The sequence below is a fragment of the Luteolibacter algae genome (assembly GCF_042683045.1).
In the GTDB taxonomy this organism is placed as follows: domain Bacteria; phylum Verrucomicrobiota; class Verrucomicrobiia; order Verrucomicrobiales; family Akkermansiaceae; genus Luteolibacter; species Luteolibacter algae.
This window is the reverse complement of the sequence record NZ_JBHUIT010000002.1, coordinates 633,698-652,649: the sequence shown is the minus strand read 5'-3', so window position 1 is coordinate 652,649 and position 18,952 is coordinate 633,698. Positions and strand designations below refer to the sequence as shown.

Below are 18,952 nucleotides of genomic sequence, written 5' to 3'. Positions count from 1 at the left end.
TCCCGCATCATTCTTGTGAATTACCGAGCAGTCATCACCGGCATTGCAGCATCCGCTCTACTCCTCGCGGTGCTCGGCTTTGCCCGTCTTTTTACCGTCACGCCGGATACTCCGGAGCTCTTGGTGCGGGAAATCGAGACTGCCACTGTGGAGTCCCCTCCGCCGCCCCCACCGATGGAGTCCCCTCCGCCGGACGCACCTCCTCCACCGCCTGCTCTTACCCAGGTCAGCACCTTGCCGGATCCCAGCCGCGTCCCTATCCCACAAGCTCAGGTGCCCATGGATATTTCCGCACCTGTGGAGAATTTCTTTACGGATCTTGCTCCGGCACCGCTTCCGGTAGCTCCGGCTCCCGCCCCGGTGCGCCGCGTTGCCGCGCCCAGCAAACCATCCCCGGCTACGCGCCCCGCCCCTCCCCGGAGAACTCCGGCACCCCCCGTAGCCAAGTCCCATTACAGCACGAGCGAGCTGGATGGCACCCCGCGTCTTTTGCGGCACGGCTCCGCCTCATTTCCTTCGTCCCTTTCACGAAAAGGAGTTACCAGAGGAACAGTAGTTCTGGAAGTGGAGCTTTCCACATCCGGCTCGGTAAGCATCCGCAGAGTCGTTTCCTCATCCTATCCAGAGCTGGTATCACCCGCCCGGCGAGTCGCCTCCGGTGCTCGCTTCACCCCTCCCAAGAAAAACGGCCAGGCAGTCAAAGCGATCATGCGCTGGCCCATCGTTATCGAAAAATGAGCAATCACACCGGTCTCAAACTTGCATTCCTCAGCCTTGTTCTCGCAGGATTTTCCCATGCTGCGGAGCCATTGCCGCTCTCCACCTCATACTGGAATGATCCGACGTTTCTCAAATCTTTCAATGGCACCTACCGCATCGAGGCTCGTATCGAGCCCACTCTCACCACAGAAGAACGCGGACTGCTTGTCGAAATTCAAGAGCTGATGGGCGATGAGAAACGCACCCTTTCGCTGGAGAAATTGAAATCCTCCGCTCTCACTGCCAAATCCGCCGCCCTGACTTTCAATTTGGGAAACCTCTATTTTGAAACTGGAGACACCGGAAAAGCGATTGAAGCCTACAAAAACGCTTTGAAGGCATATCCGTCCTTCCGCCGGGCCCACCACAATCTCGCCCTCGCCCTCGTCCGCGAGAACCAGCTGGAGGAGGCACTCACCCACCTTACCGAAGCCATCCGCCTCGGCGATTCCGAAGGCAACACCTACGGGCTGCTCGGTTACTGCCGCATTGCCCGCGAGGAGTGGGCCAGCGCACTCCAGGCATACCGCTTGGCTCAGATCACCGAGCCCGATGTCGCGGAATGGAAAGCGGGGATCGCCCAATGTTTGCAGAATCTTGATGAAAAGGCCGAAGCGGTTGCTCTTCTGGACGAGGTAATCCGGCAGCGTCCCACCGAGGCTTCCTACTCTGTCCTCCAGGCAAATATCCTCATGGATCTGGATCAGCCCGAGGCTGCGGTAAAAGCTCTAGAACTACCCTACCGCCTGAAAATTCTGGATCCGAACGCGACCCTCCTTTTGGCAGAACTTCACCTGCGCGGTGACCGGACGGAAGCCGCCGAACAGGCGGTAACAGCCGCGTTCTCGGATGAGAAAATGCAACCCGCGATTCCCTCGATCCTTCGCTTGATCACTGCGGCTTCGACACGCAGCGAATGGAACATGGTGAAGGGCCTTCTGAAAAAAGCCGAAACCGATGCTCCCGTGCGGGCCCTGCGGCTTGCAGAAGCGGGTTATCTTATCGCCTCCGGAGAGAACCCCGCATCCGGTGCCGATTTATTGAAGAAGCTCACGGAGGAGGAGCCCACCGATGGCGAAGCTCTGATCGCTCTGGCACGATATCAATCCACGAACGGACAGCCTGATTCCGCCGAGTTACTTTATGAACGAGCCACAGCGGATACCACCCACGCCTATGAAGCGCACGTCGAGCTGGTGCGCCTTCATGTCGCCCAGTCAAGATACGCCGACGCCTTAAAATCGGTGGATCGCGCACTGGAGCTTAATCCAACCGATAGTCTCCGCAATTACCGGCAATCACTGTTGAAAACGATAGCAGCGTCCGAGTGATCTGTCGTTCACGCAAGTAGCTCACGCATCATCGCCGCGTCCAGCTTCCTCACGATATCCGAATCCGCCAGCAAGCCGTCCGCCAGCCTCGCCTTTTCCAGCTGCAATCTGTGAATCCTTTCCTCCACGGTTTCCTGGCAGAGCAGCTTGTGGACGAATACCGGCTTGTCCTGACCGATCCGATACGCACGATCCGTCGCCTGTGCTTCCGCGGCAGGATTCCACCAGGGATCGTAATGAATCACAGTGTCCGCTGCTGTAAGATTCAGGCCGGTTCCGCCAGCTTTGAGTGATATCAAAAACACCGGAAATTTTTCCGACTGGAATTGCTCCACCATCTTTCCCCGGTCCTTGGAACCGCCGGTTAGCTTCAAATACGCGATGTTCTTTTTTAGCAGATGCTCTTCGATCAACGAGAGCATCGTCGTAAATTGTGAAAAAATAAGAATTCGGCGATCTTCTTCGATCAGGGTGGCGAGCAAATTTATGAGAAATTTTAGCTTCGCGGAATTTTTCACTCCATCCGCAAAATCCGGCGGGAGCAGCCTCGGATCACAACATATCTGACGTAATTTCAAGAGCGCATCCAGAAAGACAATCTGGGATTGCTCAATCCCTCTGGCAGCGATCGCCTCCCGCACCCGCTTGTCCATCGTTGCACGGACGGTCTCATAAAGATCCTTTTGATCTGAATGAAGCTCGATCAAGTGCACCATTTCGGTCTTCGGTGGCAATTCCTTAGCCACCTGATCTTTCGTTCTTCTCAGAACCAGCGGGGCGATACGCTTTTTGAGCAGATCATTCTTTTCAGCATCCCCCTCATCCTCAATCGGTTTGCGGAAACGGGTATTGAAAATATCTTCCGTGCCCAAATACCCCGGGATCAGGAAGTGCATCAGGCTCCAGAGCTCTCCCAAATGGTTTTCGATCGGCGTGCCGGAGAGACACAACCGATGCTTCGCGATGACCCGACATGCCGCTTGCGCGACCTTTGCCCGTGGGTTTTTGATATACTGCGCCTCATCCAGCACCATGATGTGATACTGGAAACCTAGTAACTTTTCGATATCACGTTGCAGCAGTGCAAACGAGGTAATCACCAGATCCGCATGGGGTATGGATCGAAAATATCTTTTGCGATCCGCTCCATTAAGGACGAGAACGCGTAACCCCGGAGCAAACTTCACAACCTCCGCCCGCCAGTTTGGCACGACAGAAGTCGGTGCGATCACCAGGGAGGGTTTCCCTCCATTCCGGCCGCTGGTCTTTTCCGCCATCAGATGGGTGATGGTTTGAAGTGTTTTCCCAAGCCCCATGTCATCCGCCAGAATACCGTGAAGGCCATGTCTTGCGAGGAATTGCATCCACTGGAATCCAGCCAACTGATAGTCCCGAAGGGTGGCCTTGATTTCCAGCGGAGTCTCGATCTCCTCGATTTTAGAGAAGTTCTCCAGACGTTTTTTTAACACTTCCAGCCCTTTGGGTGTTTCTATTCCCAGTCCCTCCAGCCCGTCGAGCGCGGCCGCATCCAGCGCGTGGATCTGGACTTTGCCGAAGAACTTCGGATCGACCAGCGCGGACAGATGATGTAGCAGCCTCCTCACCCTTCCGATGGGCAGCTTGAGTGCATCGCCATTCGGCAAGGGCGCATAGACATAGCCGCTATTGGGCCGATCCAGGGTCTCCTCAAGAAAGTCCTGTTTCAGCAAACCGGCGAGGATGGGCATCAGATCATAACGCTCGCCATCGACATCGAAACCTACTGATAGGCTGAACCAGCCGCCATCTGAGAAATTTCCTTCATACGCATCCCTCTCGCCATCCGCGGATAGCAATCGTGTTTCCCATCGCCCGGGATCCGCATCGTGAACTTCGTGGCCCACTCCTTTTTCAAATGAAATCTTCCAGCCAGAACTTTCCAGAACATCCACCATTTCACCCCGGAACTGATGCCAGAAGGCATCGACCGTCACCCTTCCCGGATCTGGAAACCATTTGTCATTTCCCTCCTCCACGTTAACCGAGCGGGATTTCATGCTGAGCATAAATCGCCAGGCAGGATTTGATTTCATCGAGGACAAGCCGGTGTCCCGAAGCTCCCGGATCGCCCTCATTTCGGCTGGCGTTTTACCCCCCTCTCCTGCACCAGCCAACGGACTACGTAATTTACCGTAGTTGACAAATGCCTCCGCGTAAATCCACTGATCAAGCTCCTTTTCGCCAAGGGACTTCAGGAGAAGCTTGGTCGCGCGGTCGACCTCGCCCTTTTTCACGACGAGTTCAAACTCCGGCTCCGGAGCATTCTCCTTGTCAGAGACCACTGGCACGCGGTCCTGCAGCGCCAGAGAGACGGCTTCTCCGGCGGATCTCCCGAAAAATTTCCCGAGTTTTCTTTCTTTCGCCATGCGGCCAACCAGTGCGAACCCGTGCTCGCAAAAAGCACCCGCATCGCAGGTGCAGCTACTCTCCAGGCCAAAGCCGCCTCCCTCAGGCCAAAAGAAGGCCTCCGTCTCCGCCTCGAGCACGCGTGCGCTGGCTTCGATCTCCTCATCGCCATCCAGCCGGAGATTTTTCACTTTGGATACAAGTCTCGTGCCAAGACCGCGCACCTCATCATCGAACCTCTCTACCCAGGCCCCTTCCGCTAAAAACTCCTCCAGTGCTGCAACGATCTCCACGCCGGGCAAACACTAGGTTTCGCCCGCGCTTTTATGCAAGCCACGAACGGTTCTTCCGGGCTCCAAATGCTATTGGCTAATCTGACTAGCTGGCACCCAGCATTGACGCTCATCGGCAAGCTGGATCCGGACCCATTCCCCACGCTGCTCAACCACAGAAAACTCCAGTCCATCCCCCAGCGCCTCGTTGAACGCAGCCGCGTATGCGTATCCCGGTCCCTTCCGCGCTTCCACAGCCTCCACAATAATCACGCCCACTGGTTTTGAAGTGAGCAGGTTTGCGAGGTAAAGGCTTCCCAGAATCAGCAATAACACGCCACTCGCAATCACCATCACCGCACTTGAGCGCCGCTCCCGGAAGCGTGCCTTGAGAAGCAGCGCAGCCCAGAAGAAAAGATTCACGCAAACGATAGCGGACATCAGCCACGCCGTTGGGATCTTCTGCCAGAAAGCTCTTTTTACAGGAACATCGGTCGCGACCAAGCCGCGCGCCACAGCAAGGCTCTCCGTCAGCGAGGGATCGAAGGGGCGGTATTCCTTCGCTTTGAGATAGGCGAAAATCGCACGCCCGATGGCTCCTGCCTCAAACCATGAATTCCCGGCATTTTGCCATGCTTCACCAGGGTGTAATCCAGCCTCGGCCGCTGCCTGGAACTTCAATCCGGCCTCTTCGTATGCGATCTGTGAGGCAGGACTTCCAGCCGGAGCTTCCAGCGCATGATCAAATGCAACTTGCGCCTCATCCCATTCGTCTGCCTGCACCCGTGGCGCGATAAAAAGCAAAGCCGCAAGCAACCACAACATTGCACTTTTCGAAATCAGTCTCATCACTCGTGTCGCCAAGTGATCAAGCCCGGAGAAGCGGGCATCAGGATTCCCGGTGCTGAAATCCCGGGCGTCGGCCGCTGCATGCATCGCACCAAGCTCACCGATCTCTTCCTCGCTGGCACCAATTTTCCGCAGAGCTCTTTGTGAATCTCCCACAGTCCAGGTTCTATCCTCCGCACCGAAAGATGCTGCCATAAACCGAAGGAAGGCAGACCATTTCTCCGCATCCCCGGCGGGTAGCTTCTTCATTTCAGCATAGGCTTTGACGCGGGCACCGTAGGCGGGATCGAGAGCTCTCCGGCGGCGCTCACGCACCCAGGGCAGCAAGAGTAAAAATGCAACTGGACCGACCAGTAACAGCACTGGAAATCCCTTCTGAGCCAGGGTGAAGAGTTGGTTCAATACGTCGTTCATAAAGTTTGCACGCTGGTTATGCCAGATCCCATCCGGTTGGGAAGTAAGGGGAGCCACCGCCCCTTGATAAGCACTCAACGGGATAAAATCCGCGCCGTTTTCAGAGCTGACCTCCAGAGGGATTGCCGTTGTTTCCAGGCTCCGGTAGGTCCCGGACTCCGGGTTGAACACCTGAAAAGACATCCCGGGCAGCGCTTGGACGGATGTCGTCAGCGCCCTTAGACGGTAGCGGAAAATAGTGCCTTGCTCGTGCCATAAACGTCCGCCCGCATCGTCCACCAGGAAGCGTCCGCGCAGGCCCCGCTGGCGGCTCAAGGCAGGCAATTCCAGCATTCCATGCGGAGCAGGGCCGCTCAGCTTGATTTCCAAATCCAACAATTCTCCGACTTTCACCTTCCTTGGCGAGACAGACACCTCCAGCGAAAGTGGATCGAACAAATTGCTGAAATCCGCCTGCCTCCCCTCACCCGGAAGCGGGAGGACCTCGATATCCTTGGCGGGAGCTGTCGCGTAGATTCGCTCATAAACCGAGCCCAGATCGACAGGTTCAAACAGGCCGTTATTGAAATAGGCCGCGTATCGCGCAAAGTCCGTGCCTCCGTCCTGCAGCTTGGCACATTCCAGCCGCATTTCATCCAGAGTATGAACACCCGGCGTTTTGAAGCGGATATAAACGGGAATTTCCACCATGCCCAACTCACGGTCGCCCGCCAAAGTGCGCGTGCCGATCACCCGACGCCCCCCTAGCGGCAAGCCGACGTGTTCGGTCTCCGGAGCAGTATTCCGCGGCACCACCACTTCGATATCCGGATTACTGAAAAAGGCGGGAAACCACCTCAGATCGCGCAAAGCTCCGGCTTCGAGTTCACTTTTCCAAACCAGATTGATCCGCAGCGGTTCGCCCACGTAGACCTTTTCTTTCAGCGGAGTGAAACTCAGCGACATTTTCGGAGAGCTCACAGGCTCACCGACGATGATCTGTTCGGGACGGGTCCGGAATACCTTATCGCCTGCAGTGAAATCAATGGCAGGAACGGTGACCAGTCCCGTGCGTCCCGGTAGAAAACGAATGACGGCCGCTGCCTTAGTATCCGCATCGGGGGTCTCACTGATTTCGATATCGAGAATGTGGCAATCGGCATTTCCATCCGGGAGCTCTTCGAATTGATCCACGATGTCCGGGAATACTACAACCGCCGTAGCAGTTCTATCCGTGAACCATGAGCGATCTTTCATCTCCAGATCGATGACCACTGGCTCTCCCGCCGCCACTTCCATTGCCAACATCAGAAATAGCGTAAAACCGTATGTAAGGATTTTTCCCATCAGTAATCTCTTTCCACTTTAGCGGAGCTGGCCTTGCCGCGTTTCTGCTGGCGGAATTGCATGCTGCCCTGCTCCTCGGCCAGGATATCTTCCGCAGAGTAGTTCGGAACCGGCAGCTCCTGCATTTCAGAATCTGCCGCGAGATCCCCCTCCATGGTCATTGAATCCGGCGTCCCTTGATCGGACTCTTCCATTTCGTAGTCCTCGCCCTCATCTTCCATTTCCTCACCATCTTCATCGGACTCGCCATCCTGGGAGTTATTATTCGCCAAAAGGTCCAGCACGGCCCGGATGCGCCGCTCTGCCAGCAGTCCATGAGCGCGTGCCGCCGGCCAATTACTTACGTTGACGAGGTTGTCGATCGATAGCTGTTCCTCGCTGCCAGCCTCTTTCATGAGAACCAGCGGTTCTGTCATTACGCTTTCGACCGCTGGCATGTTCGGGATCGGAATTTTCATTGCCTCATCCAATTGGTTCATCTCGCCAATGATCTCCGTGGTCTCATCCAAAATCTCGGATTGCGTGGTTTTGAACTCGCCGGGCTGTGTCTCGGCCGCAGGATTCCCATCTGCCTCGTGGACCTTATTGTCCAGGTTTTGCTGGGATTCCAGCAAGGCCTGGATGCGTTCAATGAGCTGCTGCAGAGCATTTTCCATTTCCTCCTGAGCCGCCTCTTCCTCGGCAAGCTTCTGCTGCAAACCATCCATCATGCTTGCAGTCATCTCCAGCCGTAAGCTTGCACGGTCCAGTCCCGGGTCTCCCCGTTTCGCCGATAAAAAGGCCAACTGGGCACGGTGGGCAATGGCGAGGGAAGCGGCCGTAGATGTCTCTCCTTCGGCTAATTTCAACAGACACAATCCACGATTAAACTCTGCGGCGGCGAGCTCCGCAGCGCTTGCCACCCCTGCTTCGGTCTTCGCGAAAAGATCGGAAAAGCGTTCACCAGCCTCCTCGTATTTCCCACTTTCCATCACTTTCACAGCCTCCTCAAAAGACGTGATAAACTCCTTCCCGGCAGCCTCAGCCACACTCGGTGTCCACAGCAACAAACCGCATAGCACCGCCACCGCCGCCTTTCCTCTACGAAGCCCAATCCACCCGAACGATCCGCTCGCCTCGCCGAGAATGAGCAGTAAAAGCGCTGGGATCAGAAAAAACACTGCAGCCTCCCGATAGACGCGAATCCCCGATCCGGAGTCTACCGATTCATGGGCCCGAGCCGCAGCAAAATCTTTATAAAGTGTTCCCAGATCGAATGGCCTCGTGCCCACAGCAAGATAATTGACCCGTGCTGTCTGTGAGGCGAAATCCCGCAGAGCCGCATCGTCCAAGCGGGTGAAGATGGTAGCCCCGTCCTCTTCCAGCAGGACTTTGTTCCCCTCCTCGTCCTCCACCGGAATGGGCGCACCATTTTTTTCATCGCCAACACCGAGTAGCAATAGATCCACCTGATGCTCATCAAGAAGCTCCACCATCTTTTCGATCTTCGAGCCATGATCGCCACCGTCTGTCATAACGACCAGATCCTGCATCCCTTCGCGATCCGCCATGAATACCTGATCCACACATTTCTCCACTGCGGACTGCAGGGTGGTCCCACCGAAATCCACGGTGCGCGGTTGGGCCTGCTCAAGCATATATCGCACGAAATCATAATCATACGTCAACGGGCAAAGAACCGAAGCACTCCCGGCATAAACCACGAGCCCCACTCTCTCTGTGCTCATCGCCTTCAACGCATCGCGGAGCGCTTGTTTGGAAACCTCCAGCCTGGATGGTGTGGCATCTTCCGCCAGCATGCTGCGCGAGACATCAAGAGCGAAAACGACATCACGGCCACTGCGGGAAGAGGGCTCCATCCGCGGAGAATAACCAGGCCGGGCTAGTGCCAGGACGAGAAGCACGAACGCCGCTACCCGCAGAAAATCCCTGCGCATCCGGTGAGTGGGAATACCGCCGCCCATCGCTTCCAGCACTGCCATACGACACTTCCGCGCATACGCGAGTAGCCACCACAAAGGGGCGGCCACCAAGGCCAGCGGCAACATTCCCGGGTTCTGAAATACAAATCCTATCATGGCACAATCCTCAACCAGGTGGCTTCCAATACGAGACTCAACAATAGAGCGAAAAGACCGATCGCCAATGGAATCGCCAACCATTCGGCAACCCGCTCAAAAGACCGCACCGATATTTCCGATGTTTCGAGCTTATCGATCTCTTCGTAAACCGAGCGGAGCGACTCAAAGTCATGCGCCTGCCAAAACGCTCCTCCCGTTTCCACGCTAATATGTTCCAGCACTTTTTCCGCAGGGCTCAAGCGGCTGACAGCCACACCATCACGCGGCACCGCCGGAGCATCTCCGAGACTAACCGTATAAATCCGGCACCCCCAATGCTTGGCAAGACCGGCCGCCTCCACCGGAAGGTGTGCGCCGGAATTGTTTTCGCCATCCGTCAGCAGAATAATCACGCGACTTTTGATCTTTGATGCATCCTCCGCATGCGCACCATAGAGGAGTTCTTCAGGATTTTTCAGACGCGCCGCGGCAATTGCCAACGCATCGCCGTAGGCCGTTCCATCCTCGTTTGGACGCTCCTGGATACTGAGATGGCGCACAATTTGTAGCAGGGCATCGTGACCGAGCGTCAAGGGACTGCGGGTATCCGCATACCGGGCAAATGTGATAAGCCCGATCAGATCATCATCGCGACCCTTCAATTTTTTTCCGTCGCCAGCGATGAAGGACTCCACCATTTCCTTTGCCACATCCATCCGTGTCGCGGATTTTCCATCAGCATCCCGGATGCTCATATCCATACTGCTTGAGACATCCACAAGCATTTGAATCGCGATTCCGTCGGTCTGCTCCATATTATAATCCGCCGTCCCCTGTGGGCGGGCAAGCGCGACAATAAAGAATACATAAGCAACAGCCCGGAGCGCCTTCGGCAGCCACAAAAACCGCGCACGGCCTTCTTGCTTGCCTTCCCAAGGCTCCAGCGAGGCTACAACGAGAGACGCCCGCGAACGACTGCGGAAAAGCCACCACAGAACCGGCAAAATCAGAGTCAACACCCAAGGATATAAAAAACTCATCGTGCCACCTCCTTGCGGATCAATTCACAAACAGCCGCCCAATCCGCATCCTGTGCATACGCGACACGTTCCAGAGCCTGCCGAAGCAGCGGCGGCAGGTCGCCGGCCTTTTCTGCCAGTAAACGTTCAATCTCACCCTGCGGTGGAGTCCCGCATTCCGAGATAATCCTCAACCTTTCAGGCAGCGCCGGGGACGCATCAGCCACCGGACCGGAGCCCTGCCTGCTGCGATTCGAGCGAATTTTGAAAACAATTCCGCCACCCAGCGCCAGCAGCACGAGAATTATCCACCCCGCATGGCGCTTTGCCACATTAGAGACACTCTCGGCCGGCAGCGGCTGTGGAGAAAAATCGTCATCCTTGTCACCACCATAGCCGCTTACCTCCAACGGTGGCACCGTCAGCTCCAGCTGAAAAAGCCTTTCACCATCTTTTACTTCAGCAGGAATTTTCGCAAGTTGGACCGTGCCGGGTCGTGTCGGCTGGGCGATCAACGTTTCCTCCAGCACATAGATACCTCTCTCAAAACGGAGCACGCCACTCTCATGCCCAATCCATTCCACCGAGCGATTCGGCGCGGTTTTCAACTCGAAACCAGCGACATCATCACTCCTCATCTTCGCTTTCAGCTTCACCACCTCGCCGATTTCACAGCGGTCTTTCGACCACTCCAAAACAATCTCCGGTTGCGCGGCAATCGCCGTGAACAGAGAAAAGAAGCACAGCAGCGCGCGGAATGTCGGATGGGAATAAACGCTCATCATTCAGCCTCCCGTTTCATCGCGTAACCATACGCTGACGCGCATGGAAAAATCCTGCCAAGCTCTCGACGCAGTCCTGACCGACAGCGAGTTCCATCAAATTCACACCGGCTTCCACCATTTGCTGCCGCAGCACCGAACCATCGTCCCCGTCGCCGGATTTCAAATCCACAACCCTCTGTCTTCCACTTTCCGCATCCTTCATTCTGACCAGGCCAGAGATTTTTGTTTTGGTCACAGACGAGGATTCTATGCGGATCGCATTCATATCATGCCGCAAAGTCAATGCCTGCATCTCCTGTAAAAAATCCGAGCTCAGGAAATCCGAGACCACAAACGTCGCCGAATGCTTCCGGGCCAAATGACCGAAGGTCGTGAACATCTCCGCGAAACCGGTGCCCTTCCCTTGTGGCTGGAAGTTCAATAACGCATCCATGATCCGCATCGCATGGCTGCGCCCTTTCCCAGGAGGAATGATCATCTCCACCCGGTCCGTGAAAAGCACCAGGCCGACCCGGTCCTGGTTTTTTATTGCCGCCATCGTGATGAGCGAGCAGACCTCGACGACAGTCCGCCGCGTCTTTCCGTCCGCTCCGTGCAATATCGATCCAGACAGGTCGACCAGAAGATAGACGAACTGCTCACGCTCCTCGATGTGACGTTTGATGTGGGCCACTCCCGTGCGGGCTGTGACTTTCCAGTCCATGGTCCGGACATCGTCACCCGGCTGATAGGGACGCACGTCCTCAAACTCCACACCACGGCCCCGAAAGACCGACCGGTATTCTCCGGCCAACAGATGCTCGACCGGACGCCGGCACTTGAGTTCCAGAAAGCTGAGGTTTTTATCGAGATCTTCTAACATTAAAGCCGTGGTTTAACTGCGTCTTCCACGCTCAAACAGTCACCGGAACCTTGGAAAGAATCTGATCCAAAATGTCATCCGAGGTCATTCCCTCGGCTTCCGCACGGTAGGATATCGCCAGCCTGTGGCGTAGGATATCGTGGGCGACATCCTTCACGTCCTGCGGAGTCGCATAATCACGGCCCTTCATCATTGCCTGCCCGCGCGCGGCAAGTGATAGGAAAATAGAAGCCCGGGGCGATGCTCCGAAGCGCAGATATCTACCGAGCTCCAGCCCGTAGTTTTCCGGGTAACGTGAGGCATCCACGAGACGCAGGATGTAACGCTCGACTTTTTCATCGATGAAGATTTTCTCCAGAGCCGCACGCATTTCCATCAGTTCCTCAAGTGTCATGATCGCCGCGATCTCCAATAATGGCTGGGCACGCGCCATGCGCTGCATCACGATCAATTCCTCCTCCATCGGCGGATAGCCCACCTTTAGCTTGAACATGAACCGATCGACCTGGGCTTCCGGAAGCTGGTAGGTGCCCTCCTGCTCCACCGGGTTTTGCGTCGCCAGCACGAGGAAAGGTTTGGGCAGCGGAAACGTCTCTTTCCCGAGAGTGACCTGCTTTTCCTGCATCGCTTCGAGAAGAGCACTCTGCACCTTCGCCGGAGCGCGGTTGATCTCATCGGCAAGGAGCAGATTGGCAAAGATCGGTCCTTTTTCCGGCGTGAATTCATGAGTCCGGGGATCGTAGATCAATGTCCCGGTCAGATCGCCGGGCAGGAGATCCGGAGTAAACTGGATCCGGCTGAAAGTGGCATGCACCGCCTTCGCCAGGGTATTGACCGTCAAAGTCTTCGCAACACCGGGAACTCCCTCCAGCAGCACGTGGCCATTGCACAGCATCGCGAGCAGGAGACGATCTACGAGGTTTTCCTGACCAACGACGACTTGCCCGATGGACTCACGGATTTTGGCCAGTTTTTCAGTATGGGATGAGAGTTCAGTCATTATCGAAGTAAAATGGGAAGCTTGCGGGAGACGCAAAACGTGGACATCAGTTTATACGAATCCCAGAGCCGGTTCCTAGCACCCAAAACGCGGATTTGGACACATTTTGCAAGAGATGGCCTTCCGGATGGGAAATTCCTGCGGCTCTGGAATTTAAACGGAAAAAGAGCAAAATCAGCCGCGTTTCCGCTCTAGCATGACCAACATCATGAACGAAAGGATCAGATTCAGCTCCTCGCGCGGGGTCATTTCGCCAATTTTTTCGATCATGAATCGCCCTTCGAAAAAGGCTGCCTTCTTTTCCAAACGCATTGCAGGCTCCCCATTGGAGCGGGTGGCAAGATATTTGGGATGAAATAAATAACCTGTGGCAAGGCCTAGGACGGGGATATCGCCAAGCAAGCCGTCCATCAGTTTCGCGGCAGGATTCTCCTCGCGAATCGAGAAATCCGGCACGTTATCGCCCGGATTGAACGTTTCGTAATGCGCCCTCCAGATCGAGCGCCAGCCTTTCCGGCCCACAGCACCGATTTCCCTTCCGTCCGCATCCGTGGAGACATATCGGGCGGACCAATCAATTACCTTGTTCGCCCGGATATCCGCCAGACGTGTCGCGCGGCTTTTGTCCGTGTAGATCTCCACGTGTTCACGGAATTTGAACATCTTCTGTTTGGTATAAAGAACTGTCTTTCCCGAAGCATCGACAACCGTCGCCTGACTCGCCAATGCCAGAACTTTGAAACTCAATCGCAGCGGATATTGGATTCCCGCCAGTTGCTTTGCGATATCATCCGTTGGAGGTATCCCCGCGAACCTGTCCGCCGGGGTGTTGTGAGGATTTTCATTCATGCAGCAATAGAATGAGAGCCTATAAAAATACCAAGTAAGTAATCACAAATTTTTCATTTGGAAACAATCGGCTCCGACCTTCGACTACCCAATACCATTATCTGCAGCAATCGATCCCACCGATACATTCCCCGCTTGGGCCGCGTAATCCAGCGCTCCCCGAGCAGACAGACAGTCGCACCCCACACTCTTATTTCTCATGACCACAAAATCCTACTTCGCCCTAATAGCCAGCTGCCTCGGACTAGGCATCATCCATGCCGAGCCATTTTCCGCCGATTGGAATTCGCTAAGGAAATACGAACGCCCTCAGTGGTTCCAGGATGCGAAATTCGGCATTTACACCCATTGGGGTCCCTATTCCGCCACAATGGCTCCGGATCACAGCGATTGGTATGGACGCAAAGTCTACGGTGAGAATGGTGAAATGACCAAATTCCATCTTGAGACCTACGGGCCGCTCTCGGAGTTCGGCTACAAGGACATTATTCCGAAGTTCACCGCGGAAAATTTCGATGCGGATGAATGGGTGAAACTTTTCATCGAGGCCGGAGCTCGTTTTGCCGGTCCTGTGGGTGAACATGCGGATGGCTTTCCCATGTGGGCATCAAAGCAAACAAAATGGAATGCTGCGAACATGGGACCGAAACGGGACATCGTGGCGGAGATGGAAAAAGCGATCCGGAAAACCGACCTCAAGTTCATGGTCAGCATGCACCACCAGTGGAAATACGGCTGGTTTTCCAGCGAGCAACCGGAGCCTGACAGCGCAGATCCCCATTATCAGGATCTCTACGGCCCTTCGGTCCCGATGACGGGGTTTTCCACCAAGCAGGCAAACGGCAAGCTTGATCCCATGCGGGTGGATCCGATGCCGGATCAAGCTTTCGCCGATGATTGGCTGGCCCGGGTGAAAGAAGTGGTGACAGGCTACCAGCCGGATTTACTCTGGTTCGATAACCGCATGCAAATTCTGCCGGAGCAGACCCGGAAGGAAATGGCGGCTTTTTATTACAATAGCAGCCATGAGAATCAGCGGGAGGCGGTCCTCAGCTACAAACGCCCGGATCTTATCGTCGGCACGGGCACTGTCGATCTAGAGCGCTCCCGCATGCCCGATATCTATCCGGACCCGTGGCTCACAGATACATCAATTGCGAAGAATACTTGGTCTTATGTCACTGCGCCGGAGTATTACTCCGCCGACAGGCTCACGGACGATCTGATCGACATTGTCAGTAAAAACGGCTGTCTGCTGCTCAACATTGCGCCGGCTCCGGACGGCACCATCCCCGATGAACAGCGGGAAATTCTCCGCAGTATGGGTGCCTGGCTCAAAATCAACGGCGAGGCGATCTATAGCTCCCGCCCTTGGTTCGTGTATGGCGAAGGCGATACAAAAGCAGGAGGAGACGGCCATCTGGGTGATCTGAAATTCAATGGATTCGGCCCGGAAGACATCCGGTTTACAACGTCCGGCCAGACGCTCTACGCCATCGCTCTGGATCGTCACGAGGATAACGCACCCGTGACCATAGAAGAACTCAGCGAAACTGCGTATAACGATGAGATCAAAGGCATCACCCTTCTAGGCTATTCCGGAGATATTACCTGGACCCGAGACAAACAAAGCCTCTCGATCACCATTCCGGAGGATTTTGAAAATTCGCACGCCTACGTTTTCAAGATCCACCGCTGAGAAGATCCAGCATAGCTCCCGCAGCTATCATCCCAAAGGCACCCGTCACATGCGTCACCGTTCCATATCCGGTGGCGCAGTTCAGCCGCATATCGCTGCCTTCCGGCCGCTCGCAGGAGACTTCCCCATCACTTCCCGGATAGACGGGAGGCTCGTCTGAGAAAACTGCGGTGATCCCCATCTCCTCTGGTTTCGAACCCATTGGCACGCTGGCAAATCCGTGGTGCTTTCTTAGGTTCTTCCGGAGCTGATGCAGCAATGCATCCTTCCCGGAAAATGCCAGATCACGTATGGAAATCCGCGTCGCATCCCTTCTGCCGCCTGCCCCACCGCAAGTGACGACAGGAAGCCCCCGCTTCCGGCACTCCGCCAATAATAGCGCCTTGTGCTTCATTGAATCGATCGCATCCACCACGCCATCGACTTCACCGCCCAGAACCTCTTCGACAGATCGCTCGGTAAAAAAGCCCTCAATGACTTCCAAAACACAATCCGGGTTGATCGCCCGGACGCGTTCCGCCATTGCCGCCGTTTTCTGACGGCCGATTTGCCCATCCATCGCATGTAGCTGACGGTTCACATTGGTGATGCAGATCTCATCAAGATCCACCATCCGGATTTTCCCGATGCCGGATCTGGCCAGGGCCTCGACCGTCCAGGAGCCAACACCTCCGATCCCCACCACGACAACGCGCGCACCGGCAAAGCGCTGCAACGCATTTTCCCCATAGAGCCGGGCGATCCCACCAAACCGATTCTTCACTTCTTCACTGAGCATCCGCCCGCACCATCCAAGCTCGAGCTCTACCTTACAATGAAGTTTTCACGGAAGATTTCCCTATCAAATTTCCCAAAGGCGGATTTTTAAAAACGTCTATGTCAAAGAACTGCTGTGTCGATAATATCCGATTTTCTCTCTTTACCTATTTTCTGTTAGATGAAACATTCCCCGCGACCTATGGGTGCAACTATCAATAAATAACATTTTAGCACTCTGTATGGCATCGATTTCGTAATGAAAATAGCGCCTACTCCACTTAATGAATCCGAACGTATCGCAGCATTGTTGAGTTACGACATTCTCGATTCAGAATTCGAGCGTTCGTATGACGAGCTTACAGAGTTAGCTTCCATCATGTGCGGGACGCCGATTTCTCTGATCAGCCTGATCGATTCCGAACGCCAGTGGTTCAAATCCAAAGTGGGATTGGAAGCCAGAGAAACGCCCAAAGAGCTTGCCTTCTGTGCTCACGCCATTTTGCAAGACGAGGTCTTTGTCGTGGAAAACGCTCTGGAGGATGGCCGCTTTGCCGATAATCCGTTGGTCACTTCCGATCCCCATATCCGCTTCTACGCGGGTGCTCCGCTAATCACCTCGGAAGGGCACAAGCTGGGCACTCTTTGCGTCATCGATCGCGTTCCCCGGCAGTTCGATCCGCATCAAAGGAAGTCTCTGAGTATCCTTGCCAAGCAGGTCATGAAGCTCATCGAGCTCCGCCAGGTATGCCAGCGATTGCAAACCTACGGACAGGAAATGCTTGCCGCGAACAATGCCAAAGACCGCTTTTTCTATATTATTGCCCATGATCTGCGCAGCCCTTTCAATATCATGACTGGCTATGCAAAAATGCTGGAGGACAGTCTGAACAGCCCGGAGCTCGCCGACTCCAAGGACATGGCAGAAGAAATCAGCCAGTGCTGTAAATCCACGCTCAAACTCCTCAACAACCTACTTGAATGGGCAATGTGCGAGTCTGGAAAAATCAAGTATCGCCCTTCACTCATTGATTTTGAGCACCTTGCGGATGAAGTAAAAGGCTTGGTGAGCGGTATGGTCTCAAAAAAATCCATCACCCTGCGGATGGAAGGCATTCAGGGCCTGGAGGTTTTCGGAGACCGGTATATGCTCTTTTCGGTCCTTCAGAATCTTCTTCACAACGCGCTGAAATTCACCCTTCCTGGCGGGAGCGTGGTCCTCAAGGTCACAAAAACCGCCACCCACGCACACATTTCGGTCAGCGATACAGGAGTGGGAATTCCCGAGGGAGTATTACAATCGTTTCTCAATCTCCAGGAAAGCATCAGCACAGCGGGAACCGCTGGAGAGAAAGGCACCGGACTGGGCCTTCTATTATGTAAGCAATTCGTGGAAAAAAACGGTGGCCGGTTGAAAATTGCTTCGCGCGTCGGTGAAGGTTCCACTTTTAGTTTCGATCTTCCTCTGGCCGTCCAGAATGCCTCCTCGGTCGCCTGAATCTACTCCCTCTCACAGCACCAGATCCGCTGCTTCCGCAACGATCTCGTAGGAGCGTTTTCTATCTTCCTGATCGTAAAAACCGGAGTGAATGATCAGCTCGTCGGCATCCGTCGCCGCGACAAATTCCTCCAACTGGGATTTTACCGATCCCGGACCACCAATAATTGATGCGGCCAGGAAATCATTAACCGCGGATCTCTCAGCCGCATTCCAGCGCCCTTCCATCGACTCCACCGGAGGAGGGACAGGTGTCGGGGCATTTCGGATCAGGTTGAGGATTTGCTGTTGTGGAGATGTCGCAAGATGTCTCGCGGTTTCATCCGTATCCGCTGCAATTACCGGCAGACCGATCATGACATACGGCTTAGCCAATGATCCGGAAGGTTGGAACTCCTCTCGATACAACCTCAAAGCCTCATGCAATAGCCGCGGAGCAAAATGAGCGGCGAAGGCAAACGGCAGCCCAAGGAAAGCCGCAAGCCTCGCACTGAACGTGCTTGATCCCAGAAGCCACACCGGCACGTGGGAATCAGCCCCGGGGATGGCTTTCAATTTTTGCCCAGGACCCGGGGTCCCGAGGAAAGCGAGTAACTCCTGGACCTGATCAGGGAAATCATCGGCTGCGGAAGGATCCCGCCTCAGTGCCCGGGCCGTCATCTGATCGGAGCCCGGTGCACGGCCCAATCCGAGATCAATCCGGCCGGGGAAAAGCGCCTCCAAAGTGCCGAATTGCTCGGCAATCACAAGTGGCGGATGATTCGGCAGCATGATCCCTCCGGAGCCGATTCTGATCGATTTTGTCGCCGAGGCCACATGCCCGATTAGGACGGCGGTCGCAGCGCTCGCAATCCCTGGAATATTATGGTGCTCCGCCAGCCAGAACCGCCGGTAGCCGAGCCCTTCGACATGGCGCGCTAGATCCACACTGTTACGGAAACTTTCCGCAACCGTTCCCCCCTCGATGATTGGCGAGAGATCCAGGACCGAAAGGGCGACTTCTGATAAATTCTTCATTACGATTTCTATGGATCCGCGGATCCGCCGCAAGCTCGTGGTGGCTCCACGGCCAGTCAAATTTTATCCCC

14 protein-coding genes are annotated in these 18,952 nt (G+C 55.1%); 4 read left to right on the top strand and 10 right to left on the bottom strand.

All coding sequences use genetic code 11. From position 1 onward, the window contains the following. Positions 1-15 precede the first annotated feature (15 nt). The gene (locus tag ACFSSA_RS03980; RefSeq protein WP_386818528.1) at positions 16-738 is read left to right on the top strand and encodes a TonB family protein; all 723 of its coding nucleotides are present in this window, start codon (positions 16-18) and stop codon (positions 736-738) included. After that, positions 735-2,090, top strand: coding sequence for a tetratricopeptide repeat protein (locus tag ACFSSA_RS03975; protein ID WP_386818526.1), 1,356 nt, complete (start codon positions 735-737; stop codon positions 2,088-2,090). The genes ACFSSA_RS03980 and ACFSSA_RS03975 overlap by 4 nt, the downstream gene beginning before the upstream one ends. A gap of 8 nt (positions 2,091-2,098) precedes the next feature. On the opposite strand, the gene ACFSSA_RS03970 is transcribed toward ACFSSA_RS03975, so the two are convergent. The 8 genes from ACFSSA_RS03970 to ACFSSA_RS03935 form a co-directional block, all read right to left on the bottom strand. Further along, the gene (locus tag ACFSSA_RS03970) at positions 2,099-4,768 is read right to left on the bottom strand and encodes a DEAD/DEAH box helicase (RefSeq protein WP_386818524.1); all 2,670 of its coding nucleotides are present in this window, start codon (positions 4,766-4,768) and stop codon (positions 2,099-2,101) included. 69 nt (positions 4,769-4,837) lie between these two features. Beyond that, the gene (locus tag ACFSSA_RS03965; RefSeq protein WP_386818522.1) at positions 4,838-7,336 is read right to left on the bottom strand and encodes a hypothetical protein; all 2,499 of its coding nucleotides are present in this window, start codon (positions 7,334-7,336) and stop codon (positions 4,838-4,840) included. Further along, positions 7,336-9,414, bottom strand: a complete 2,079-nt coding sequence (locus tag ACFSSA_RS03960; RefSeq protein WP_386818520.1) for a vWA domain-containing protein — start codon at positions 9,412-9,414, stop codon at positions 7,336-7,338. Before ACFSSA_RS03960 ends, ACFSSA_RS03965 begins: the two co-directional genes overlap by 1 nt. Then, positions 9,411-10,436 carry a vWA domain-containing protein gene (locus tag ACFSSA_RS03955; RefSeq protein WP_386818518.1) on the bottom strand — a complete coding sequence of 342 codons (1,026 nt, stop codon included), beginning with the start codon at positions 10,434-10,436 and terminating at the stop codon, positions 9,411-9,413. The genes ACFSSA_RS03960 and ACFSSA_RS03955 overlap by 4 nt, the downstream gene beginning before the upstream one ends. Continuing rightward, entirely contained in the window at positions 10,433-11,200 is a 768-nt protein-coding gene (locus ACFSSA_RS03950; protein WP_386818517.1) for a hypothetical protein, read from the bottom strand. Before ACFSSA_RS03950 ends, ACFSSA_RS03955 begins: the two co-directional genes overlap by 4 nt. A gap of 13 nt (positions 11,201-11,213) precedes the next feature. Further along, positions 11,214-12,062 (bottom strand): DUF58 domain-containing protein, encoded by an 849-nt coding sequence (locus ACFSSA_RS03945; protein ID WP_386818515.1) that lies wholly within the window; start codon positions 12,060-12,062, stop codon positions 11,214-11,216. A gap of 31 nt (positions 12,063-12,093) precedes the next feature. After that, positions 12,094-13,062, bottom strand: a complete 969-nt coding sequence (locus ACFSSA_RS03940) for an AAA family ATPase (protein ID WP_386818513.1) — start codon at positions 13,060-13,062, stop codon at positions 12,094-12,096. A 174-nt stretch (positions 13,063-13,236) separates the two neighbouring features. Continuing rightward, complete coding sequence (locus ACFSSA_RS03935; protein ID WP_386818511.1) at positions 13,237-13,911, bottom strand: LURP-one-related family protein; 675 nt, start codon at positions 13,909-13,911, stop codon at positions 13,237-13,239. 199 nt (positions 13,912-14,110) lie between these two features. On the opposite strand from ACFSSA_RS03935, the gene ACFSSA_RS03930 reads away from it, so the two are divergent. After that, positions 14,111-15,610, top strand: a complete 1,500-nt coding sequence (locus ACFSSA_RS03930) for an alpha-L-fucosidase (protein WP_386818509.1) — start codon at positions 14,111-14,113, stop codon at positions 15,608-15,610. Here the strand turns inward: ACFSSA_RS03930 and ACFSSA_RS03925 are convergent. Further along, positions 15,594-16,373 (bottom strand): tRNA threonylcarbamoyladenosine dehydratase, encoded by a 780-nt coding sequence (locus ACFSSA_RS03925; RefSeq protein WP_386818506.1) that lies wholly within the window; start codon positions 16,371-16,373, stop codon positions 15,594-15,596. The genes ACFSSA_RS03930 and ACFSSA_RS03925 overlap by 17 nt on opposite strands. Before the next feature lie 252 nt (positions 16,374-16,625). On the opposite strand from ACFSSA_RS03925, the gene ACFSSA_RS03920 reads away from it, so the two are divergent. Beyond that, a complete protein-coding gene (locus ACFSSA_RS03920) occupies positions 16,626-17,864 on the top strand; it encodes a GAF domain-containing sensor histidine kinase (RefSeq protein WP_386818504.1) in 1,239 nt (412 codons plus the stop codon). Between the two features lie 12 nt (positions 17,865-17,876). Here ACFSSA_RS03920 and ACFSSA_RS03915 read toward each other — a convergent pair whose 3' ends face one another. Further along, positions 17,877-18,881, bottom strand: coding sequence for an LLM class flavin-dependent oxidoreductase (locus ACFSSA_RS03915; RefSeq protein ID WP_386818502.1), 1,005 nt, complete (start codon positions 18,879-18,881; stop codon positions 17,877-17,879). Positions 18,882-18,952: the final 71 nt, after the last annotated feature.